At 58.7% G+C, this 18339-nt stretch carries 15 protein-coding genes; 7 read left to right on the forward strand and 8 right to left on the reverse strand.

What is annotated here, in order from left to right; all coding sequences use genetic code 11:
• Positions 1–44: 44 nt before the first annotated feature.
• The 7 genes from AC2FLP_RS03140 to AC2FLP_RS03170 all read right to left on the reverse strand — a co-directional run bounded on the left by AC2FLP_RS03140 (position 45) and on the right by AC2FLP_RS03170 (position 7262).
• Positions 45–1091, reverse strand: coding sequence for a Hint domain-containing protein (locus AC2FLP_RS03140; RefSeq protein ID WP_496680791.1), 1047 nt, complete (start codon positions 1089–1091; stop codon positions 45–47).
• Positions 1092–1214: 123 nt separating this feature from the next.
• Positions 1215–2705: a replicative DNA helicase gene (locus AC2FLP_RS03145; RefSeq protein WP_117868773.1), complete on the reverse strand. Its 1491-nt coding sequence runs from the start codon at positions 2703–2705 to the stop codon at positions 1215–1217.
• A 260-nt stretch (positions 2706–2965) separates the two neighbouring features.
• Positions 2966–3643, reverse strand: a complete 678-nt coding sequence (locus tag AC2FLP_RS03150) for an orotate phosphoribosyltransferase (RefSeq protein WP_117868774.1) — start codon at positions 3641–3643, stop codon at positions 2966–2968.
• Positions 3644–3785: 142 nt separating this feature from the next.
• On the reverse strand, positions 3786–4967 hold the full coding sequence (locus tag AC2FLP_RS03155; protein ID WP_117868775.1) for an ammonium transporter: 1182 nt from the start codon (positions 4965–4967) through the stop codon (positions 3786–3788).
• A 197-nt stretch (positions 4968–5164) separates the two neighbouring features.
• The gene (locus AC2FLP_RS03160; RefSeq protein WP_496680787.1) at positions 5165–5641 is read right to left on the reverse strand and encodes a CinA family protein; all 477 of its coding nucleotides are present in this window, start codon (positions 5639–5641) and stop codon (positions 5165–5167) included.
• Positions 5638–6135 carry a phosphatidylglycerophosphatase A family protein gene (locus AC2FLP_RS03165; protein ID WP_496680784.1) on the reverse strand — a complete coding sequence of 166 codons (498 nt, stop codon included), beginning with the start codon at positions 6133–6135 and terminating at the stop codon, positions 5638–5640. The genes AC2FLP_RS03160 and AC2FLP_RS03165 overlap by 4 nt, the downstream gene beginning before the upstream one ends.
• Positions 6132–7262, reverse strand: a complete 1131-nt coding sequence (locus tag AC2FLP_RS03170) for a bifunctional 2-C-methyl-D-erythritol 4-phosphate cytidylyltransferase/2-C-methyl-D-erythritol 2,4-cyclodiphosphate synthase (protein ID WP_117868778.1) — start codon at positions 7260–7262, stop codon at positions 6132–6134. Before AC2FLP_RS03170 ends, AC2FLP_RS03165 begins: the two co-directional genes overlap by 4 nt.
• Positions 7263–7444: 182 nt before the next feature.
• Between AC2FLP_RS03170 and dusB the strand changes: the two genes are divergently transcribed.
• From dusB to ntrX, 5 genes are all read left to right on the forward strand, one after another.
• Positions 7445–8428 carry a tRNA dihydrouridine synthase DusB gene (gene dusB / locus AC2FLP_RS03175; protein ID WP_496680782.1) on the forward strand — a complete coding sequence of 328 codons (984 nt, stop codon included), beginning with the start codon at positions 7445–7447 and terminating at the stop codon, positions 8426–8428.
• Positions 8425–9513 (forward strand): two-component system sensor histidine kinase NtrB, encoded by a 1089-nt coding sequence (locus tag AC2FLP_RS03180; protein ID WP_496680780.1) that lies wholly within the window; start codon positions 8425–8427, stop codon positions 9511–9513. Before dusB ends, AC2FLP_RS03180 begins: the two co-directional genes overlap by 4 nt.
• Complete coding sequence (locus AC2FLP_RS03185) at positions 9513–10880, forward strand: response regulator (protein ID WP_496680778.1); 1368 nt, start codon at positions 9513–9515, stop codon at positions 10878–10880. The genes AC2FLP_RS03180 and AC2FLP_RS03185 overlap by 1 nt, the downstream gene beginning before the upstream one ends.
• 123 nt (positions 10881–11003) lie before the next feature.
• Positions 11004–13268, forward strand: coding sequence for a sensor histidine kinase NtrY-like (locus tag AC2FLP_RS03190; protein ID WP_496681603.1), 2265 nt, complete (start codon positions 11004–11006; stop codon positions 13266–13268).
• The gene (ntrX, locus tag AC2FLP_RS03195) at positions 13265–14674 is read left to right on the forward strand and encodes a nitrogen assimilation response regulator NtrX (protein ID WP_117868782.1); all 1410 of its coding nucleotides are present in this window, start codon (positions 13265–13267) and stop codon (positions 14672–14674) included. The genes AC2FLP_RS03190 and ntrX overlap by 4 nt, the downstream gene beginning before the upstream one ends.
• A gap of 77 nt (positions 14675–14751) precedes the next feature.
• Here ntrX and AC2FLP_RS03200 read toward each other — a convergent pair whose 3' ends face one another.
• Positions 14752–15231, reverse strand: coding sequence for a hypothetical protein (locus AC2FLP_RS03200; RefSeq protein ID WP_171632096.1), 480 nt, complete (start codon positions 15229–15231; stop codon positions 14752–14754).
• A 96-nt stretch (positions 15232–15327) separates the two neighbouring features.
• On the opposite strand from AC2FLP_RS03200, the gene trkA reads away from it, so the two are divergent.
• Together trkA and AC2FLP_RS03210 are read left to right on the forward strand one after the other, a co-directional pair.
• Positions 15328–16704 (forward strand): Trk system potassium transporter TrkA, encoded by a 1377-nt coding sequence (gene trkA / locus AC2FLP_RS03205; protein ID WP_117872734.1) that lies wholly within the window; start codon positions 15328–15330, stop codon positions 16702–16704.
• Positions 16704–18242 (forward strand): TrkH family potassium uptake protein, encoded by a 1539-nt coding sequence (locus AC2FLP_RS03210; RefSeq protein WP_117868784.1) that lies wholly within the window; start codon positions 16704–16706, stop codon positions 18240–18242. Before trkA ends, AC2FLP_RS03210 begins: the two co-directional genes overlap by 1 nt.
• Positions 18243–18339 lie beyond the last annotated feature (97 nt).

An 18339-nucleotide genomic window follows, 5' to 3' on the forward strand; every position in this document is an offset into this window, starting at 1 on the left:
GAGGTAGGCTGTCTGGTTTGGGCCCACGACGATCTTGGCATCGCTTAGAACTGGGCCTGATCCAGGATTGCCTTACTGTTCCGGATGTGCCGGGCCACCAGCTTTTTCTGACGTCTGCCACTTGGGATATAGAAGGCAGGGTCCATATCCCGATTGCGGTTCAGCCCCGGAAAAAGCTGCAAGAGCTCGTGCAACGCTTCGGGTGGAAGGGATTTGAGGGTCTCGGGGCCGGTGAACAGGCTTTCGCTTGGCGCACCTTCGGCAAAGAGTACCACGTGGCGGTCAAAGACAAGGTGGTGGTAAGTCACCTGCGTCGCGTCACAATTTACATGAACGCCCGGTAAATCAGTCAGCCGGATGGCCGACACCAAAACGTCCCGCGTGTCGAACATGCGCTGCGCTATGTCTGATCGGACCAGTATTCTGTGTTGTCGCGATACCATCAGGTCTCGACGGGGCAATCCGTGTCCCAAAGCCCCGGCCATGATGCAGACCGGGCGCAGTTCGGGCGTTTTCAAAAGGTCCGACTGGCGAAGGGACCGGGATAGAACCAGACGAACGACTTCCGAATTGCCACCGGTTGTCATGACCCGATCGCCTGACCTTATGTCCTGAACGGATATTTGCCCACGATCCGTCAGGATAAGAGTGCCAGAGGTGAAACAGGGGGCTCCGGGGCTGGGATTGGGGTCTTCTACAAAGTTAACCCCATCCTTCGATGACAAGGACGCGGTATCGTCAGTCCCGTTGCTGCCTATCTGGGTCGAGGTCTGGCCATTGGCTGGCCCCTGGGTCGCAGTCACCTGAGCGTCAAAGGACACAAAGCTGAGAACCGAACCATTGTCTGACAATGAAATTGCCCCCAATCGATTGATCCGGGCGGAGATCACGTAATAGTCGAACCCGCCCACGCTGGTCATCGTTCCGGTGTCGACATCTGTCGAACTGCGTACCGAGCCGTTGGCGTTGTAAACATCAACCTGCAATCCGGTGACATCGGTTCCGGTGGGGACACGGATTTCAATGAAATCTCCGTCCGGAGCAAAGTTCGGGCCGTTGCGATATCTTATTTCCGAAATAATCGCGGGCAATTCTGCTGGTCTCCGGGCGGGAACGGTGCATTCTGGCTGAACGTCACCGCCACTTTAACACCGGGGGGGGGAAACACAAAAGTGCTTGGCGTGTAGCATCTTGGGCGGGCGTTCAGTCCGCGATCAATAGCCCTCGATCTCACCGCCCTGTTGCCAGGGTTTGACCAGATTGCCAAAGCGGGTGAATTGTGCCTCGAACGACAATTCGACCGTACCGATAGGGCCGTGGCGCTGCTTGCCGACGATGACTTCGGCCTTACCGTGCAGACGTTCCATCGCCTGCTTCCAATCTTCCATCTTTTCCAGTTCGTGATCGCCGGGCTTTTCCCGTTCCTTGTAATATTCCTCGCGGAACACGAACATAACCACATCAGCGTCCTGTTCGATCGATCCTGATTCCCGCAAGTCGCTGAGTTGCGGGCGCTTGTCGTCGCGATTTTCGACCTGACGGGAGAGCTGGGACAGGGCGACCACCGGGATGTTCAGTTCCTTGGCGATGGCTTTCATGCCCATCGAAATCTCGGCGATTTCGTTGACGCGGTTGTCGGCCATGCCCCGGCAAAGCTGGAGGTAGTCGATGACAAGCAGATCAAGCCCATGCGTCCGCTTCAACCGTCGCGCACGGGCGGCGAGTTGCGAGATCGGCAGGGCCGGGGTGTCGTCAATAAACAAAGGGCAGGCTTCCAGTTCCTTGGCCGCATCCACGAAACGGCGGAATTCGGCCTCGGTCATGTCACCCTGACGGATTTTGTGGCTCGAGATCTCCGAGGCTTCGGCCAGAACCCGGCCTGCAAGCTGTTCCGCGCTCATCTCCAATGAGAAGAAGCCAACCACGCCGCCATCTATCGCACCCTCGGTGCCGTCGGGTTTAGTCCCGCGCTTGAAGGCCTTGGCAACGTTGAAGGCGATGTTGGTCGCCAGCGAGGTTTTACCCATGGATGGGCGCCCGGCCAGAATGATCAGGTCGGACGGGTGCAACCCGCCCAATTGCTTGTCCAGATCGGCCAGACCGGTGGAAATCCCAGCCATGCCGCCACCGCGCTGGTAGGCCTCGTTGGTGACGTTGACGGCTTCGGTGACAGCCTTGAGGAAGGATTGAAAGCCTTGCTCGGTCTGGCCCTGCTCGGACAGCTGATAAAGCAGTTGCTCGGCCTCGACGATCTGTTCTTTCGGCTCGCTGGCGATATCGACCCGCGCCGCCTTGTCCGAGATATCGCGGCCCAGCCGGATCAATTCGCGCCGGATGGCGAGGTCATAGATCATCTGGGCATAGTCGTGCACCGCGAATGCGCTGATCGAGGCACCGGCCAGCTTGACCAGGTAGGCGGGACCGCCCAGTTCTTTCAGGCCCTCATCCTCGGCCATGAACGATTTGAGCGTTACGGGCGAGGCGAGCGCATTCTTTGCGATACGGGCCGCGGCCACTTCGTAAATCCGGGCATGGACCGGATCGTAGAAATGTTCAGCCCCGATGATCGAGGCGACCCGGTCATACAGGTCGTTATTGGTCAGGATCGCACCCAGGAGCTGTTGTTCGGCTTCAATGGAATGCGGCATGGTTTCGGCGTTCTGAATCTGTGCCGCTGCCTGCTCGATGCTGCTAATCTCGTTCATTTTTGTCCCCGCTGCCCGTTCCGAGGTTCTACACGCGAAGCCCCGGTTCAGGCTATCTGCAAATGAATGGGGGTAAGTTGGGATAACCACCCCCGGCCTCGGGATAACTGCCCACCTTAATGGGGATAACTTCCGTCCAGTTTTGCACGGCAGTGAGGTTATCGCAACATTTGGTGTCGTAACTGCAATTTTCGCCTAGATAGGCACGATTTCGGACGATTCGAATATCAACTATCCCCAATTCGCCCACAGGCTTGAGGTCACGACTTATGGGCTTCCTGCCATCCGCGCGGGTCATTCAGGAAGGCCTCGACACCGTCAAGTGTTTCTTGGTCAAAGGTTTTCTGCGCCTTGGCCTCGGCCAGAACGTCCCACCATGTGCAAAGGCTGTGCAATTGAACCCCGTGATCGCCCAGTGTCTTCTCGGTCTCGGGGAAGATGCCGTAATAGAAGATCACTGCAGTATGGCTACAAGTAGCACCGGTTTCGCGGATCGCGTCGACAAAGGACAGTTTCGAGCCGCCGTCGGTTGTCAGGTCTTCGACCAGCAGTACACGTTCGCCTTCGCTCATCGCGCCTTCGATACGGGCATTGCGGCCGTAGCCCTTGGGTTTCTTGCGGACATAAGTCATGGGCAGGGCCATGCGTTCGGCGACCATGGCGGCAAAGGGGATCCCCGCCGTTTCCCCGCCTGCGATGTTGTCGAACGCCTCGAAGCCTGCGTCGCGCATTACTGTGACGGTCAGGAAATCCATCAGGGTCGAGCGGATACGCGGGTACGAGATCAGTTTGCGGCAGTCGATATATGTTGGGCTGGGCAGGCCGCTGGCCAGCGTGAACGGTTCGCGCGCATTGAAATGCACGGCTTTGATCTCCAGCAACATCCGCGCGGTCAGGCGGGCGATTTCGGTGCTGTCGGGAAAGGAACTGGGGATCATGGTGCAAACCTCGGGGCTGAAAACACGTTGCGGGCTGATAGCCCGACCCTTGTGCCGGAGTCGAGAGGGATTGGACAAAAGAAAAGCGGACCCCCAAGAGGTCCGCTTTTGCCCTTACGGGCGATGGGCAGCCAAGGTGGGCTTAACTGCTCATGTCATAGGCCCGCTCGCCATGTACCGAGAGGTCGAGGCCATTTGTCTCGGTCTCGGCGTCTACGCGAAGTGGCGTGATCTGTGCAACCAGTTTGACCAACACAAACGTGACAACTGCCGTAAAGGCACCCACGATAATCAGCCCACCCAACTGCGCGGTCCAGGTTCCGAGGCCAAACAGGGCGATCATGATCGTGCCGAAGATACCGCCGACGCCATGCACGGCGAACACATCCAGCGTGTCGTCGATATTCAGCTTGTTGCGCACGACGCTGACGGCTTCCTGACACAGAACGCCGGCCACCGCGCCAATGATCAGGGCCTGAACCGGACCGACGAAACCCGAAGCGGGCGTGATCGAGGCCAGACCGGCGATTGTGCCCGTGACCAGACCAACCATCGAGGCCTTGCCAAAACGGATACGTTCCCACAGGGCCCAGCTTAGGGATGCGGTGGCAGCGGACAGGTGCGTTACGGTCAGGGCCATCGCTGCTCCGCCATCGGCGGCCAGTTGCGAGCCACCATTGAAACCGAACCAGCCAACCCAAAGCATTGCGGCACCGATCATGACATAGCCGGGATTATGCGGAGGCGTGGTACGGTTACGCCGAGGGCCGAGGATAACCGCGATGATCAGGGCTGCCAGACCAGCGGTTTCATGCACCACGATGCCGCCAGCAAAGTCGCGCACTCCGATCTCGCCCAGAATGCCGCCATCAGCCAGCATCCCGCCACCCCAGATCCAGTGCACCACCGGTGCATAGCACAGTAGCATCCAAAGGGCCGAGAAGGTCAGGACAAAGCCAAAACCCACACGCTCGACATAGGCGCCCACAATCAACGCCGGAGTGATTATGGCGAAGGTCATCTGAAAGGCAAAGAACAGGATCTCGGGCAGGGTTCCTGCAAGGCTGTCCACGTCGACGCCGTTGAGGAAGGCTTTGCCCAAACCACCCCAAAGTCCGCTTTCACCGGGGCCGAACGCGATGGAATACCCTGCGACCAGCCAAAGGACGCTCATCAAACAGGCAATTGAAAAGCAGTGCATGAACACGCTGAGGACATTTCGGGCACGCACGAGGCCGCCATAGAACAGGGCGAGGCCTGGCAATGTCATGAAAAGGACCAATGCGGTTGCAACGATGATCCAGGCTGTATCTGCTCCGTTCATGGGCCATTCTCCCTTCCGAATGAGTGCGCCGGTCCGTCGAAACTCGGCACAGATCGGCGCTGTGTGAGCGGTGTGGGCTGTTTCAATCCACCGTCGGTTGGAGAAAAAAGAGGCAAGGCGAAAAAAAGCGCCTGTTTTGGCAGCCTTTTTTCAACTGACTTCAAAAGAAGCGGTTTCAGGGGCCATGTGCTGAAAGTTTAGGCGTCTGCGGAAAGGGCCGTGTACAGCAGGCCCAAGGCGTGGTCGCGCGCCGCACGCCGCACGGCATCGCGACCGGTTGCGCCGAATTCGACGGTTTCGACATGCGTCGGCTGTCCCTCGGCGGCCAGCCCGAAACACACACGCCCTTCAGGTTTGAATTCGGACCCGCCCGGCCCGGCAATACCGGTGATCGAGACGGCAAGTTGCGCTCGTGAATTGCGCAGCGCGCCTTCTGCCATTTCGCGGGCAACCTCTTCGGAAACCGCACCGTGCGCGTTCAGCGTTTCGGCCTGAACGCCCAGCATGTCCTGTTTGGCTTGGTTGGTGTAGGTGACGAAACCCCGATCCACGACGGCAGAGCTGCCGGGAATGTCAGTCAGGGCCGCAGCGACCATGCCGCCGGTGCAGCTTTCGGCGGTGGCGATCATCACGCCTTGCGCCTTGGCGCGGTCCAGCAGGTCTGTCACGTTCATAGCCCCAGAACTCCGTGTGCTATACCTGCCAGAACCATCACGCCGATGGCTGCAAAAACACCCGCAATCACGTCGTCCAGCATCACGCCCATCGGATCTCCGCGGCGATCAGCCCAGCCAATGGGCCCCGGTTTGGTGATGTCGAACAGACGGAACAGGATGAACCCAGCAACCCAGCCGGGCCAGAGCGCGGCAATGTCGATTCCATGCGCCCATGACGGATAGGAAATCGCCCAAAGCGCGATGAACTGGCCTGCGACCTCATCAATGACAATTTCGGACGGGTCATGGTCATCCTGACCCCTGGTCATTACCCGCGTGGCCCAGAGGCCGCCGATAAAAACTGCAACCGTTGCGATCGCCAGCAACGGGAAACCACCCAGCGTGTGCAATACCCAGGCCATCGGCAAGGCCACCAGCGACCCCCAGGTGCCGGGGGCGGGGCGCATATAGCCAACGCCGCCAACCGTACCGATCATCTGTGCGATATTCATGCCTTCACCAGACAGGCTGTGGCGAGCGAGGCGATGCCCTCGCTACGGCCGGTAAAGCCCAATCGCTCGGACGTTGTCGCCTTGACCGAAACCTGATCTGCGCGCAGGTTCATGATGTCAGACATCTTTTCCCGCATGGTTTCTGAATGCGGGCCAATTTTCGGATATTCGCAGACCAGCGTGCAATCGACGTTCGAGATACGGTATCCCATCTGTTCTACCAGCTCGACCGCGTGGCGCAGGAAAATCTCACTGGCTGCGCCTTTCCATTGCGGATCCGAAGGTGGGAAATGCTGTCCGATATCCCCCTGAGCGAGCGCGCCATAGATCGCATCGGTGACTGCGTGCATCCCGACATCGGCATCCGAATGGCCTTGCAGCCCGCGGTCATGCGGCACCTTCACACCGCAAAGGATCACATGATCTCCATCGCCAAAACGGTGCACATCGTACCCGTTGCCCAGCCTTACATCCATGTCCGTTTCCATTATGCGTTCCGCCCGGGCAAAATCCTCGGGGCAAGTGATTTTCAGATTGTCAGCATCGCCCGGTACGATGCAGACATCGAGCCCGGCGGCTCGGGCAACCTCGACATCATCTGCCGCGCCGCCGGGATGGGCAGCGTGGGCAGCGGTGATGGCGTCATAGTGAAACCCTTGCGGAGTTTGTGCGGCGAACAGGTTGCTGCGATCCTGCGTGCCGGTCACAACCTGTTCATGCCCGATCCACAGCGCATCTGTAACCGCCAGCCCGGGCGCCGCCGCCGGACATGTGTCCAGGGCGTTCAGAACGTCCTGTATGATGCGGGGTGTGACGCAAGGCCTTGCCACGTCGTGGATCAAAACGCGCTGCACGTTCAGGCCGGCCAGTGCGGCCAATCCATTGCGCACCGATCCCGCGCGATCCGTTCCGCCCGAGGCAAGGATCAGGTCGGTTTCACGAAATTCTTCCCATGCGGCGCTATCTTCGTCGGACAACACCAGAACAATGTGATCCAGCTGTCCGCGAAAGCGCTGGATCGTCCAATCGGCCACCCGCCGACCCGCAAGGCTACGCCATTGCTTTGGCACGCCACCCCCGGCGCGCGACCCGCGACCGGCGGCAACTATGATGGCGGCGGTTGTCATATGTGCACGCTCTCCTCGTGATGGGCATTGTTTAGGCGGAGGTGAATGCAGAGGCAATCACCCATGGTTATGTGATTAAAAAACAGGCAAATGATGATTTTGCGGGCTTGTTACGTGCTGATTTGTTGTTCACATGCGCAGAAAACGATATCAAAACCACAACTGCCCAAGGATTAAGCACGTTGACTTTGCATCTTTCTGACAAGGAAGTCGCGCAGCCTGTTTTGCTGGCGCCCATGGCCGGAATCACCGACCGCCCGTTTCGCGATCTAGTGATGCGTTTTGGTGCGGGCATGGTGGTCAGTGAAATGGTCGCCAGTCAAGAGATGGTGCAGGCCAAACCCGGCGTGCGGGAGCGGGCGGAACTGTCCGCGGACATGGAAAACACCGCCGTACAACTGGCAGGTCGCGAGGCGCATTGGATGGCCGAGGCGGCCCGTCAGGTCGCCGACCGTGGCGCGCGTGTGATCGACATCAACATGGGGTGCCCCGCCAAGAAGGTAACAAACGGTTACTCCGGCTCGGCCCTTCTGAAAACGCCAGATCACGCGCTTGCACTGATTGAGGCCGTGGTGGGCGCGGTCGATCTGCCGGTGACGCTGAAAACCCGGTTGGGATGGGACGACAATCTGTTGAACGCGCCCGACGTGGCGCGTCGCGCTCAAGACGCGGGTATTCAGATGGTCACGATCCATGGCCGCACACGCTGTCAGTTCTACAAGGGTCACGCCGATTGGCAGGCGATCCGGGCGGTGAAAGAGGCCGTATCGATCCCGGTCATCGCGAACGGAGATATCGTGGACACTGCCGCCGCGCGAACCGCGTTGCGCCAGTCCGGCGCGGATGGGGTTATGGTTGGCCGTGGAGCTCAGGGCAAGCCCTGGCTGTTGGCACAAATCTGTCACGACCTGTACGGGGCCGAGACACCTGACATTCCGACCGGTCATGATCTGATTGATATGGTTTGCGCGCATTATCAGTCGATGCTGGATTTCTACGGCACCGATCTGGGTCTGCGTGTCGCCCGCAAGCATCTGGGGTGGTACATGGACGAAGCCGCAACACCTGCGCCTCTGCGCCGGGCGGTCCTAACGTCACGCGATCCGGGGGAAGTGCTGCGCCTGTTGGCGGGTGCGCTCAGCGACACGGACGAGGTGGCGGCATGAATTCTGACACCAGCATCTGGAACTCGCTGCCGGTTCCGGCGTTCATTATTGATGAAAAGGACTGGATATCCGATGTGAATGCTGCGGGTGAGGGGTTTCTGAACGCGTCGCGCAAATCGGTGATCGGCCATCCTGTGTGGGATCAGATTGCCGTGGACGCACCGTTGGAAGAGGCATTTGAGCGCGCCCGTTGGCAGGGCACACCTTTGTTCGTGAATGATGTGGATGTGGGATCGGGTAGCCGGGCACCGCTGCAATGCGCGTTGCAGATTGCACCTTTGGTTGGGCATCCGGGTTCCATGATCATGATCATCTCGCCTCGCGAGCTGGCAGGTCGGATGACGCGCGGAAACACGGTCAAGTCGGCAGCACAATCCGCCATCGGCATGGCCGAGATGCTGGCACATGAGATCAAGAATCCGCTGGCCGGGATCACCGGTGCCGCGCAGTTGCTTAGCATGAATATACCGCCGAAAGATCTTGAACTGACTGACCTTATTGTCGCCGAAAGCCGCCGGATCGTGAAGTTGCTGGAACAGGTCGAGCAATTCGGCAATCTGCAGAAACCGGACTTCAAACCGGTCAACATCCACGATGTGCTGGATCGCGCAAGACGGTCCGCGTTGCTGGGGTTTGGTGCGGATATGACGATCATCGAAGACTATGACCCGTCGCTGCCGCTGGCCTATGGAGACCCGGACCAGTTTTTGCAAGTGGTCCTGAACCTGCTTAAGAATGCGTCCGAGGCGGCGGGACCGCAGGGTGGAACGATTCGTCTGCGCACCTATTTCGAACATTCCTTCCGGCTGCGTCGCAGCGACGGGTCAGGGCATTCGCTGCCCTTGCAGATCGAAATTATCGACGATGGTCCGGGGCTGCCTGAAAACATCCGTGGCGACATTTTCGATCCGTTCGTATCCGGCAGGGAAAACGGCACCGGCCTGGGGTTGGCGCTGGTCAGCAAGATCATATCGGACCATGACGGCTGGATTTCGGCCGAATCCGTTCCCGGGCGTACGGTATTCAAACTGTCGCTGCGCCGCGCGCCGCGAGATACAATCGACGACATGAAGGAGAGCACCTGATGGATGGCACCGTACTGGTTGCGGACGACGATCGCACGATCCGCACTGTTCTGACGCAGGCCCTGACGCGTGCCGGGTGCAAGGTGCACGCGACCTCTTCGCTGACCACTCTGATGCGCTGGGTCAGCGAGGGGAAGGGGGACGTGGTGATTTCGGACGTGGTCATGCCGGATGGAAACGGTCTTGAGATGCTGCCGAAGATTGCCGAAGACCGCCCCGGTTTGCCGGTGATCGTGATTTCCGCACAAAACACTATCATGACGGCGATTCAGGCAACTGAGGCGGACGCCTACGACTATCTGCCCAAACCGTTCGACCTGCCGGATCTGATGAAACGTACGGCTCGGGCGCTGGATCAGAAACAACGTGCCCAGCCAGTGCCATCCGAAGGCACAAGCGAGCGCCCCGAAGAGCTGCCTCTGGTCGGGCGTACACCGGTGATGCAGGCCCTTTACCGATTGGTCGCACGGGTGATGAACACGGATCTCTCGGTCATGATTTCTGGTGAAAGTGGCACGGGCAAGTCACTGATTGCGCGGGCTATTCATGATTTCTCCGACCGTCGAACCTTGCCCTTTGTCACAGTCACAGCTGCTGAACTGCGCGATCTGGAAGGCCCGGCGCGCGTGATGGCGCGGGTTCGCGGCGGCACGCTGTTGATAGATGAAATCGCAAATATCGAGGATGAAGTTCAGGCGCGCATCGTGCGCATGATGGACACACCGGGCGATCACGTTCCTCGTTTCATGGCCACCAGCCAAACAGACCTGACCGAAGGGATGGAGAACGGACGTATCCGCCAGGACCTTTATTATCGTCTGTGTGGGGCCACGATCCACGTACCGTCATTGCGAGAAAGGGTGGACGACATTCCGTTGCTGGCCGAGCATTTTCTGACGCGGGAAGAGCGGGAAAACGGCACCAAGCGCTGGCTCAGCCCCGAGGCGGTGGAGTTGGTGCGGCGCTATTCCTGGCCTGGGAACGTACGGCAACTGGAAAATGCCGTGCGCCGGTTGGGTCTGACCAGCAGGGCTGATGAAATTTCGAAAACCGAAGTGGAAATGGTGCTGGGCAGCCAACCCGAGGCAGAACCGGTCCTGAGCGGTGGAGAACGCGAAAAGCTGTCGACCTCGGTCGAGCGTCACTTGCGGAGGTATTTTGATCTGCATGGCAACATTCTGCCTCCCCCGGGTCTGTATCAGCGCATATTGCGTGAAGTTGAGGCCCCACTGATCGAAATCGCACTGGATGCAACTGGCGGAAATCAGGCGAAATGTGCCGATCTTTTGGGAATCAACCGAAATACGCTGCGAAAAAAGATTACTGATCTCGATATTCAGGTGACACGTCGACGCAAACTGATGTAATATCGCCACACAAACCGTGGCATCCCGGCATCTGTTGGGAAAAGATCACGATATATGGCGGTAAGCCGCGCAAGCGGCACATCAGGATGAGGGCAGACAGTGGCAACCCGAGCACAGAGCGGGATGATCCCATCGATCAGTCGATGGAGTAAATCACGGAAACTGCGCAATTTTGGCACTTTGGGGCTGGTCCTCATGGGCCCCGTTCTGGCGCTGGCCACTTACCTTGTTATCGGTCCCTTTGATCTTGGCGCGACAGCTCCAACCTTGCGACTGATTCTGTTGGCCGACCTTGTATACGTTCTGGTTGTTGCAGCACTTGTGCTTGGACAGGTTGGCAGCTTGATTGCCGCACGTCGGGCGAAATCGGCGGGCTCGCGCCTGCATTTGCGCCTGATCGGGGCGTTTACACTGCTAGCGCTGGTTCCAACGGTAACCGTAGCGATATTTGCCGGATTGACCGTCAACATCGGCCTTGAGGGCTGGTTTTCCGACCGGGTGCGCCAGGTTGTGGGATCTTCGCTGACCGCAGCAGAAGCCTATGAACAGGAACACCGTCGTGGATTGACACAAGACGCGTCTGTTCTGGCGCGATATCTGGATAATGCGCGATCGCTGGATTTCTATATCTCGGACGCAGAACTGCGCGAAGTTCTGGCGCAGGGGCAGGCTCAGATTCAACGGGGGCTGCGCGAAGCCTATGTCATCGACGGCGGTGGCGAAATCAAATCGCGTGGCGATCGGTCCTACCTGTTCAACTACGAAGCCCCAACCGCCGAGCAGATTGCTGAAGTCGCCGACAAGGGTCTGCTGATCATTGCCGACTGGCCCAACAATGAGTTCCGTGCGCTGGTCCCTCTCAAAGCCTTTCTGGACCGCTACCTCTATGTCAGCCGCGAGGTGGACGGACAGTTGTTGACCCTGCTGGACGATACCAAGGAAACGGCAAAGTTCTACCAGCAGCTTGAAAGTGAACGGGGCAGGGTGTTGTTCGAGTTCGGTCTTTTGTATCTGGGCTTTGCCTTGATCCTAATCCTTGCGGCAATGTCCTTGGGCATGTGGTTTGCCGAACGGCTGTCGCGTCCCGTGGGACGGTTGACCACTGCGGCACAGCGGGTTGGGGCCGGTGATCTGAGCGTTCAGGTTATTGAAGAAGCCAGCGATGACGAAATCGCGATGCTGGGCCGGTATTTCAACCAGATGACCCGGCAGTTGAAAGGGCAGCGGGATACGTTGTTGGAGAACACGCGGCAGATTGAAAGCCGACGCCGTCTGTTTGACTCGGTGCTCAGCTCGGTCACGTCCGGTGTCGTTGGCGTAGATCCGGAAGGATGCATCACATTCGTGAACCGTTCTGCCGAGCGGTTGCTGGATTGGACCCGGGGCGAGCAGCATCTGGCCATTGGCATTGCAGTGCCAGAGTTCTTGCCCTTGTTTGAAAGTCTGAAAGACAGCGGGCAAGAGGCCGTTCAGGGAGAAATCAAGGTGACCCGCAAGGGGCGGCTTGAGAACCTTTTGGTCCGTATGGCCATCCGGCGCGGAGAAGACGGGGGCCTGGAAGGATATGTGGTTGCCTTTGATGACGTAACCGATCTGGTCAGCGCCCAACGGATGGCGGCTTGGGGCGATGTGGCCCGCCGCATCGCGCATGAGATCAAGAACCCTCTGACCCCGATTCAGCTGAGCGCGGAACGGATCAAGCGCAAGTTCTCGCGCAAGCTGGACGAGGAAGATAGCAGCAGTCTGGATTCGATGACCAACGTGATTGTGCGGCAGACCAACGATCTGCGTCGCATCGTGGATGAATTCTCGAAGTTTGCACGGATGCCTGAACCTGAACGCAGGGAAGAGAACCTTGTTGATCTGGTGCGTGAGGCGGTCCTGTTGCAACAGGCTGGGCAACCGGATGTGCTGATCGATGCCGATCTGCCGCAACAGCCTATCATGGCTGATGTGGATGCAACCATGCTGAACCAGGCGCTTACCAACCTTATCAAGAATGCCGGGGAAGCCATTGTAACTCTTATGAAAAAAGGGGCTCCCGACAACCTTCAGCCACAGATCAAAGTGGCGGTTACCAGTGATGATGCGGGTACGGTCATCACCATTGCAGATAACGGGATCGGTCTGCCCGAGGATCGGGCACGGCTGTTTGAACCCTATGTAACGACACGTGACGAAGGGACCGGGCTGGGCCTGCCCATCGTCAAGAAGATCATTGAAGAGCATGGCGGCGCGCTGACCCTCGAGGACGCGCCCGTATTTGACGGACAGGACCATTTTGGCGCGATGGCCGTGATCCGATTGCCGGGGGTTACTATGTCCCCAACGGCAGCGCCACAGAAGCAGGCAATTAGAACCAACAAACTGAAAGCAGGCCAAAGATGAGTGACATTCTGATCGTAGATGACGAACGCGATATTCGCGAGCTGGTGTCCGACATTCTGGAGGACGAAGGCTATTCCACCCGGCTGGCGGCCAACTCGGACGAGTGCATGGCGTCAATCAACTCTGAACCGCCGGGGCTGTTGATCCTGGATATCTGGCTGAAAGACAGCCGCATGGATGGCATCGACATCCTGAAAGCAGTGAAACGTGACAACCCGGATGTACCGGTGGTGATCATTTCGGGCCATGGCAACATCGAAATTGCCGTCGCTGCAATCAAGCAGGGCGCGTATGATTTTATCGAAAAGCCTTTTAACATTGACCAATTGATGGTGGTGATCCGCCGTGCGATGGAGACCTCTCGCCTGCGTCGCGAAAATGCGTCTCTGAAGCGGAAAGAAGTCAACAATTCAGACATGATCGGCAAATCCGCTGCGTTCCGCGCCATGCAGGGGCAGTTGGACAAGGTGACCAAGTCAAATGGCCGCGTGATGCTCAGCGGTCCTGCAGGTTCCGGCAAGGAGATTGCAGCGCGGTACATCCATGCCCACTCCAACCGCGCCAACGGGCCTTTTATCACCGTAAACTGTGCCGGGATCGAGCCTGAGCGTGTCGAAGAGGTTCTGTTTGGTCGGGAATCGGCGGAACGTGGCGTGGAATCCGGACTGTTGGAAGAGGCACATGGTGGTGTGGTCTATTTTGACGAAGTTGCCGACATGCCCCTTGGCACTCAATCCAAAATCCTGCGAGTGCTGGTAGATCAGCAATTCCAGCGCGTCGGTGGAAGTGACAAGGTGCGCGTGGACCTTCGCGTGATCTCGTCGACAAACAAGGATCTTGATGAGGAAATCGCCGCCGAGCGGTTCCGGGAAGAGCTGTACCACCGTCTGAATGTTGTCCCGATAGCAGTTCCGTCACTGGAAGATCGGCGCGAAGATATTCCGGTTTTGGCGCAGCACTTCATTGAGATGTGCAACGAAACCCAGGGTTTGCCGATCCGAGAATTGTCGGAAGAGGCCGTTGCCCTTCTGCAGACAATGACCTGGCCCGGCAACGTGCGCCAGCTCAAGAACCTGATCGAGCGTGTTCTGATCCTGGGCGATGGATCCGGCCCGATTGAGGCGCGCGAGCTACCCAATGAAGAAGAAAAGGCTGAAGAGACCGGTCGTGTTGTGTTGTCTGGCGCACTGGCCACATTGCCGCTGCGCGAAGCCCGCGAGGCGTTCGAGCGAGAGTATCTGCTGACTCAGATCAACCGGTTTGGCGGCAATATCAGTCGCACGGCCAGCTTTGTTGGCATGGAGCGCAGCGCATTGCATCGGAAGTTGAAGTCGCTGGGTGTGGTGACTTCGAACAAATCCGGGGCGCGTGTTGCGCAAATTGATGAACCTGAACCGGCAGAATAGTCTGCCGGTCGCACGGTCTCAGGTTGGGCTTGACCCAATCTGAAAGTGCAGGCCGCGCACACGAAAAATATCAGGCTTCAGCCGGCCTGACCGGGCGTTATGATCTGAAATGAGCCGTCATCGAATTTCACAAAGCACGAGGCGCTGTTGAGCGGCGGCAAAGTGGTGGTGCGGGTTGCGGGCACGCGTGATTTCACGTTCTGCTTGCACGGCGGCAGGCTGACTGGTCGAAACCCTTTCTGGGCCATGCATTGCGCTTCGACCGTGTTGCGCAAGCCCTGGTTTACATCCACGGTATAGACCCTGCCAGGCTGCCACCAGCCGGGCGATTGATAGCAACGACCTCTGCCGTCGCAATACGTGCGCCCGGGCCAGTAGGTTGGCGGGCTTTGGCGGATCTGATTGGCGACCGGGACCTCTTTGACCGCCTTGAGCTGGCATTGGGTGGTCTCTTTTTGCAGGCGCGATACGGTTTCACCCTCGCGATAGTAGAGCGAAAGCGGTCCGCAAGAAGACAATACCATCAGAGGTAGCAGCATAGGAAACAGCGTTTTCATATGCTTATCTTGCCGCAGCTGGGCTGCGATGACAATTCAATTGACCGCTTTGGGGGCATCTGTCATTCAATCCCTTCAGGCAGAAGGGCCAGAAGCATGAAGGTCATTATTTGCGGTGCGGGTCAGGTCGGCTGGCAGATCGCGCGGCATCTTTCGGGCGAGCTGAACGATGTTACCGTCGTGGACAACAATCCCGACCTCGTAAGGCGGGCGACGGAAACGCTGGATGTGCAGGGGATTGCCGGGTTTGCAAGTTACCCGGACGTGCTGGAACGGGCAGGGGCGCGTGACGCAGACATGATCATTGCCGCCACCCATTCGGACGAGGTGAACATGGTCACCTGCCAGATGGCGCACTCGGTCTTTTCGATCCAGCGCAAGATTGCGCGCCTGCGGTCGAAATCCTATCTGGAGGCAATTCACTCGGATCTCTACCGTCGTGATCATCTGCCGATTGATGTGGTGATCAGTCCCGAACGCGAAGTTGCCGCCGCCGCCATGCGCCGCCTGTCTGCCCCATCCGCCTTTGACACCGAGATTTTCATGGATGGCAAGGCGCAGCTACTGGGAGTGCGGGTGGAAGAGGATTGCCCGATCATAAACACACCGTTGCGGCAGCTTACGGATCTGTTCTCGACCCTCAGTTCCATTGTGGTTGGGGTGAGGCGCGAAGGCACGCTGTTTGCCCCCGAGTCGGAAGATCAGCTGTTTGTGGGCGACGAGTGTTATGTCTTTACCAACGTCAAGGACGTGGATCGCACCATGGAGGTGTTTGGCAAGGCGCAGAAGCGGCAGGATCGTGTGGTGATCGTGGGCGGCGGAAATGTCGGGCTGGAAGTGGCCAGAACCCTGGAAGAACGCGAAAGCCGTGTGCGGGCCAAGATCATCGAACGCGACCGTCATTGCGCTGAACTCGCCGCCGAAGCTCTGGAACGGACGATTGTGTTGCATGGCGACGGGCTGGATGCAGGGTTGCTGAGCGAAGCAGGGATCGAGCGGGCCGATGCGATGCTGGCGGTTACGGATGACGACCGCACGAACATGCTGGCCGCGGTGCGTGCCAAGGCCGAAGGGTGTGCTCTGGCGATTGCGTTGATCAACGACCCCAGCATGGTGGCCCTGATGGGGCCTCTGGGGATCGATGCCTATATCAATCCGCGGGCGACAACCGTCAGCTCGATCCTGCGACACATCCGCCATGGGCGGGTGCGTCAGGTCTATTCAATCGGGGACGCCGAGGCTGAGGTGATCGAGGCCGAGGTTCTGTCGACCTCGCCTATGGCCGGGCAACGGCTGCGCGATATCGACTTCCCCGAGGGTGTGCTTGTGGGCGCGGTGCGCAAGGGAGACGAAGTTCTGCGACCGACCGGCAGCCTGCGGATCGATGAAAAAGATGTGGTCGCAATCTTTGCCATGGCCAAGGACGTGCCAGAGGTTGAACGCCTGATGCAGGTTTCAATCGATTTCTTCTGATGGCGCATGCGAGGACACAACGGGTTGGTTTGTTGCGGCGGTTGCCGTTATTTCTGCTGATCTGGGGCATAGCGTCACTGGCCATGTGGATTCCGGCGATTTACGCGCTGGCACTGGACGATCACGACACGTCACGGTCCTTTCTGTATTCCGGGATTCTGGGTTTGTTTCTGGTCGCTACGATCGCGATGGCGTCCTCCAACCGCATACCCCGGCGCGGGACGTTGGGGCAGTTGGCGGTGATGTTGGCCTGTTTTACCCTCCTGCCCATTTTTCTTGCGATCCCGTTTCACGATGCACTTGGAACGACCATCTTCCTGAACGCCTATTTCGATATGGTCAGTGCCCTGACAACCACCGGGGCGGACCTGTTTCCTGACCCGGCCCGACTGTCGGCCCCGCTGCATTTGTGGCGCGCCATGGTCGGTTGGATGGGGGGCTTGCTGATGTGGATCGCTGCCGCCGCGATACTTGCGCCACTGTCGCTTGGCGGGTTCGAGGTCACTGCCAGTGGGCAACCGGGGCGCCCGGTGTCGGGTGTGGCGCAAAGCGAACGCGTGGATCCGCGTGGTCGTCTGATCCGTGTCGCGAAGACCCTGACACCGGTTTATGTCGGGCTGACTGCCGTGATCTGGGTTCTTCTGCTGATTGCTGGCGAAGTCGGTCTGACGGCTGTGTGTCATGCAATGGCAGTTATGGCCACGTCCGGCATCTCACCGGTCGGTGGGATGGAGGGGGCGCAGGCCGGTTTTACGGGCGAGGCCATTCTGTTCCTGTTCCTGTTCTTCGCGCTCTCGCGCCTGACTTTTTCAAAGGATACAGCCACAACGGGTTATTCCCGTCTGGATGCGGACCCAGAATTTCGTATTGGCCTGATGATTGTACTTGCTGTCGCGATCCTGTTGTTCTTCCGCGTTGTTGCGGGCGTGACAGAAATCGGTGGGCAACTGGAACCATTGCAAGCGTTGCAAGTCATCTGGGGGATGCTGTTCACCACTCTCGCCTTCCTGACAACAGCCGGATTCGAGAGCGCGAACTGGAACGACGCTCAGCAACTGTCAGGTTTGGGAACGCCTGGTTTGCTATTGATGGGGCTGGCATTGATCGGCGGCGGGGTTGCGACAACGGCCGGGGGGGTCAAACTGTTACGGGTCTTCGCCCTGTATCTGAATGGCGCGCGTGAGATTGATCGCCTGATCTATCCTTCGTCCATCAGCAGTGCAGGGGGCGGAAACCGTCGCATTCAAAGCGACGGGGCGTTCATCGCCTGGATCTTCCTGATGCTCTTTGCACTGACCCTTGCCGTGTTCAACCTTCTGCTGGCGGCGATGGGGTCCGGGTTCGAACAGGCCATGGTGCTCAGCGTTGCCACGCTCAGCACGACGGGACCATTGATCGACCTAGCCACGGACGTTCCAATTCGCCTGATCGACCTCTCCGCTGGTGCCAAACTGACGTTGTGCGCGGCGATGGTCGTAGGTCGCCTGGAAACGCTGGCGATTATTGCCCTGATCACCCCGTCGCTTTGGCGGGATTGAGCCGGGTGCAACTTGCGGTCGCTAACGCCTGATTTTTCATCTGGAATATCTGTGCGTAGCACTCCATACTCTGCCGGAGGGAGCGCGTTGGTCCGCA

The organism is Ruegeria sp. CDSA141, from assembly GCF_059612005.1.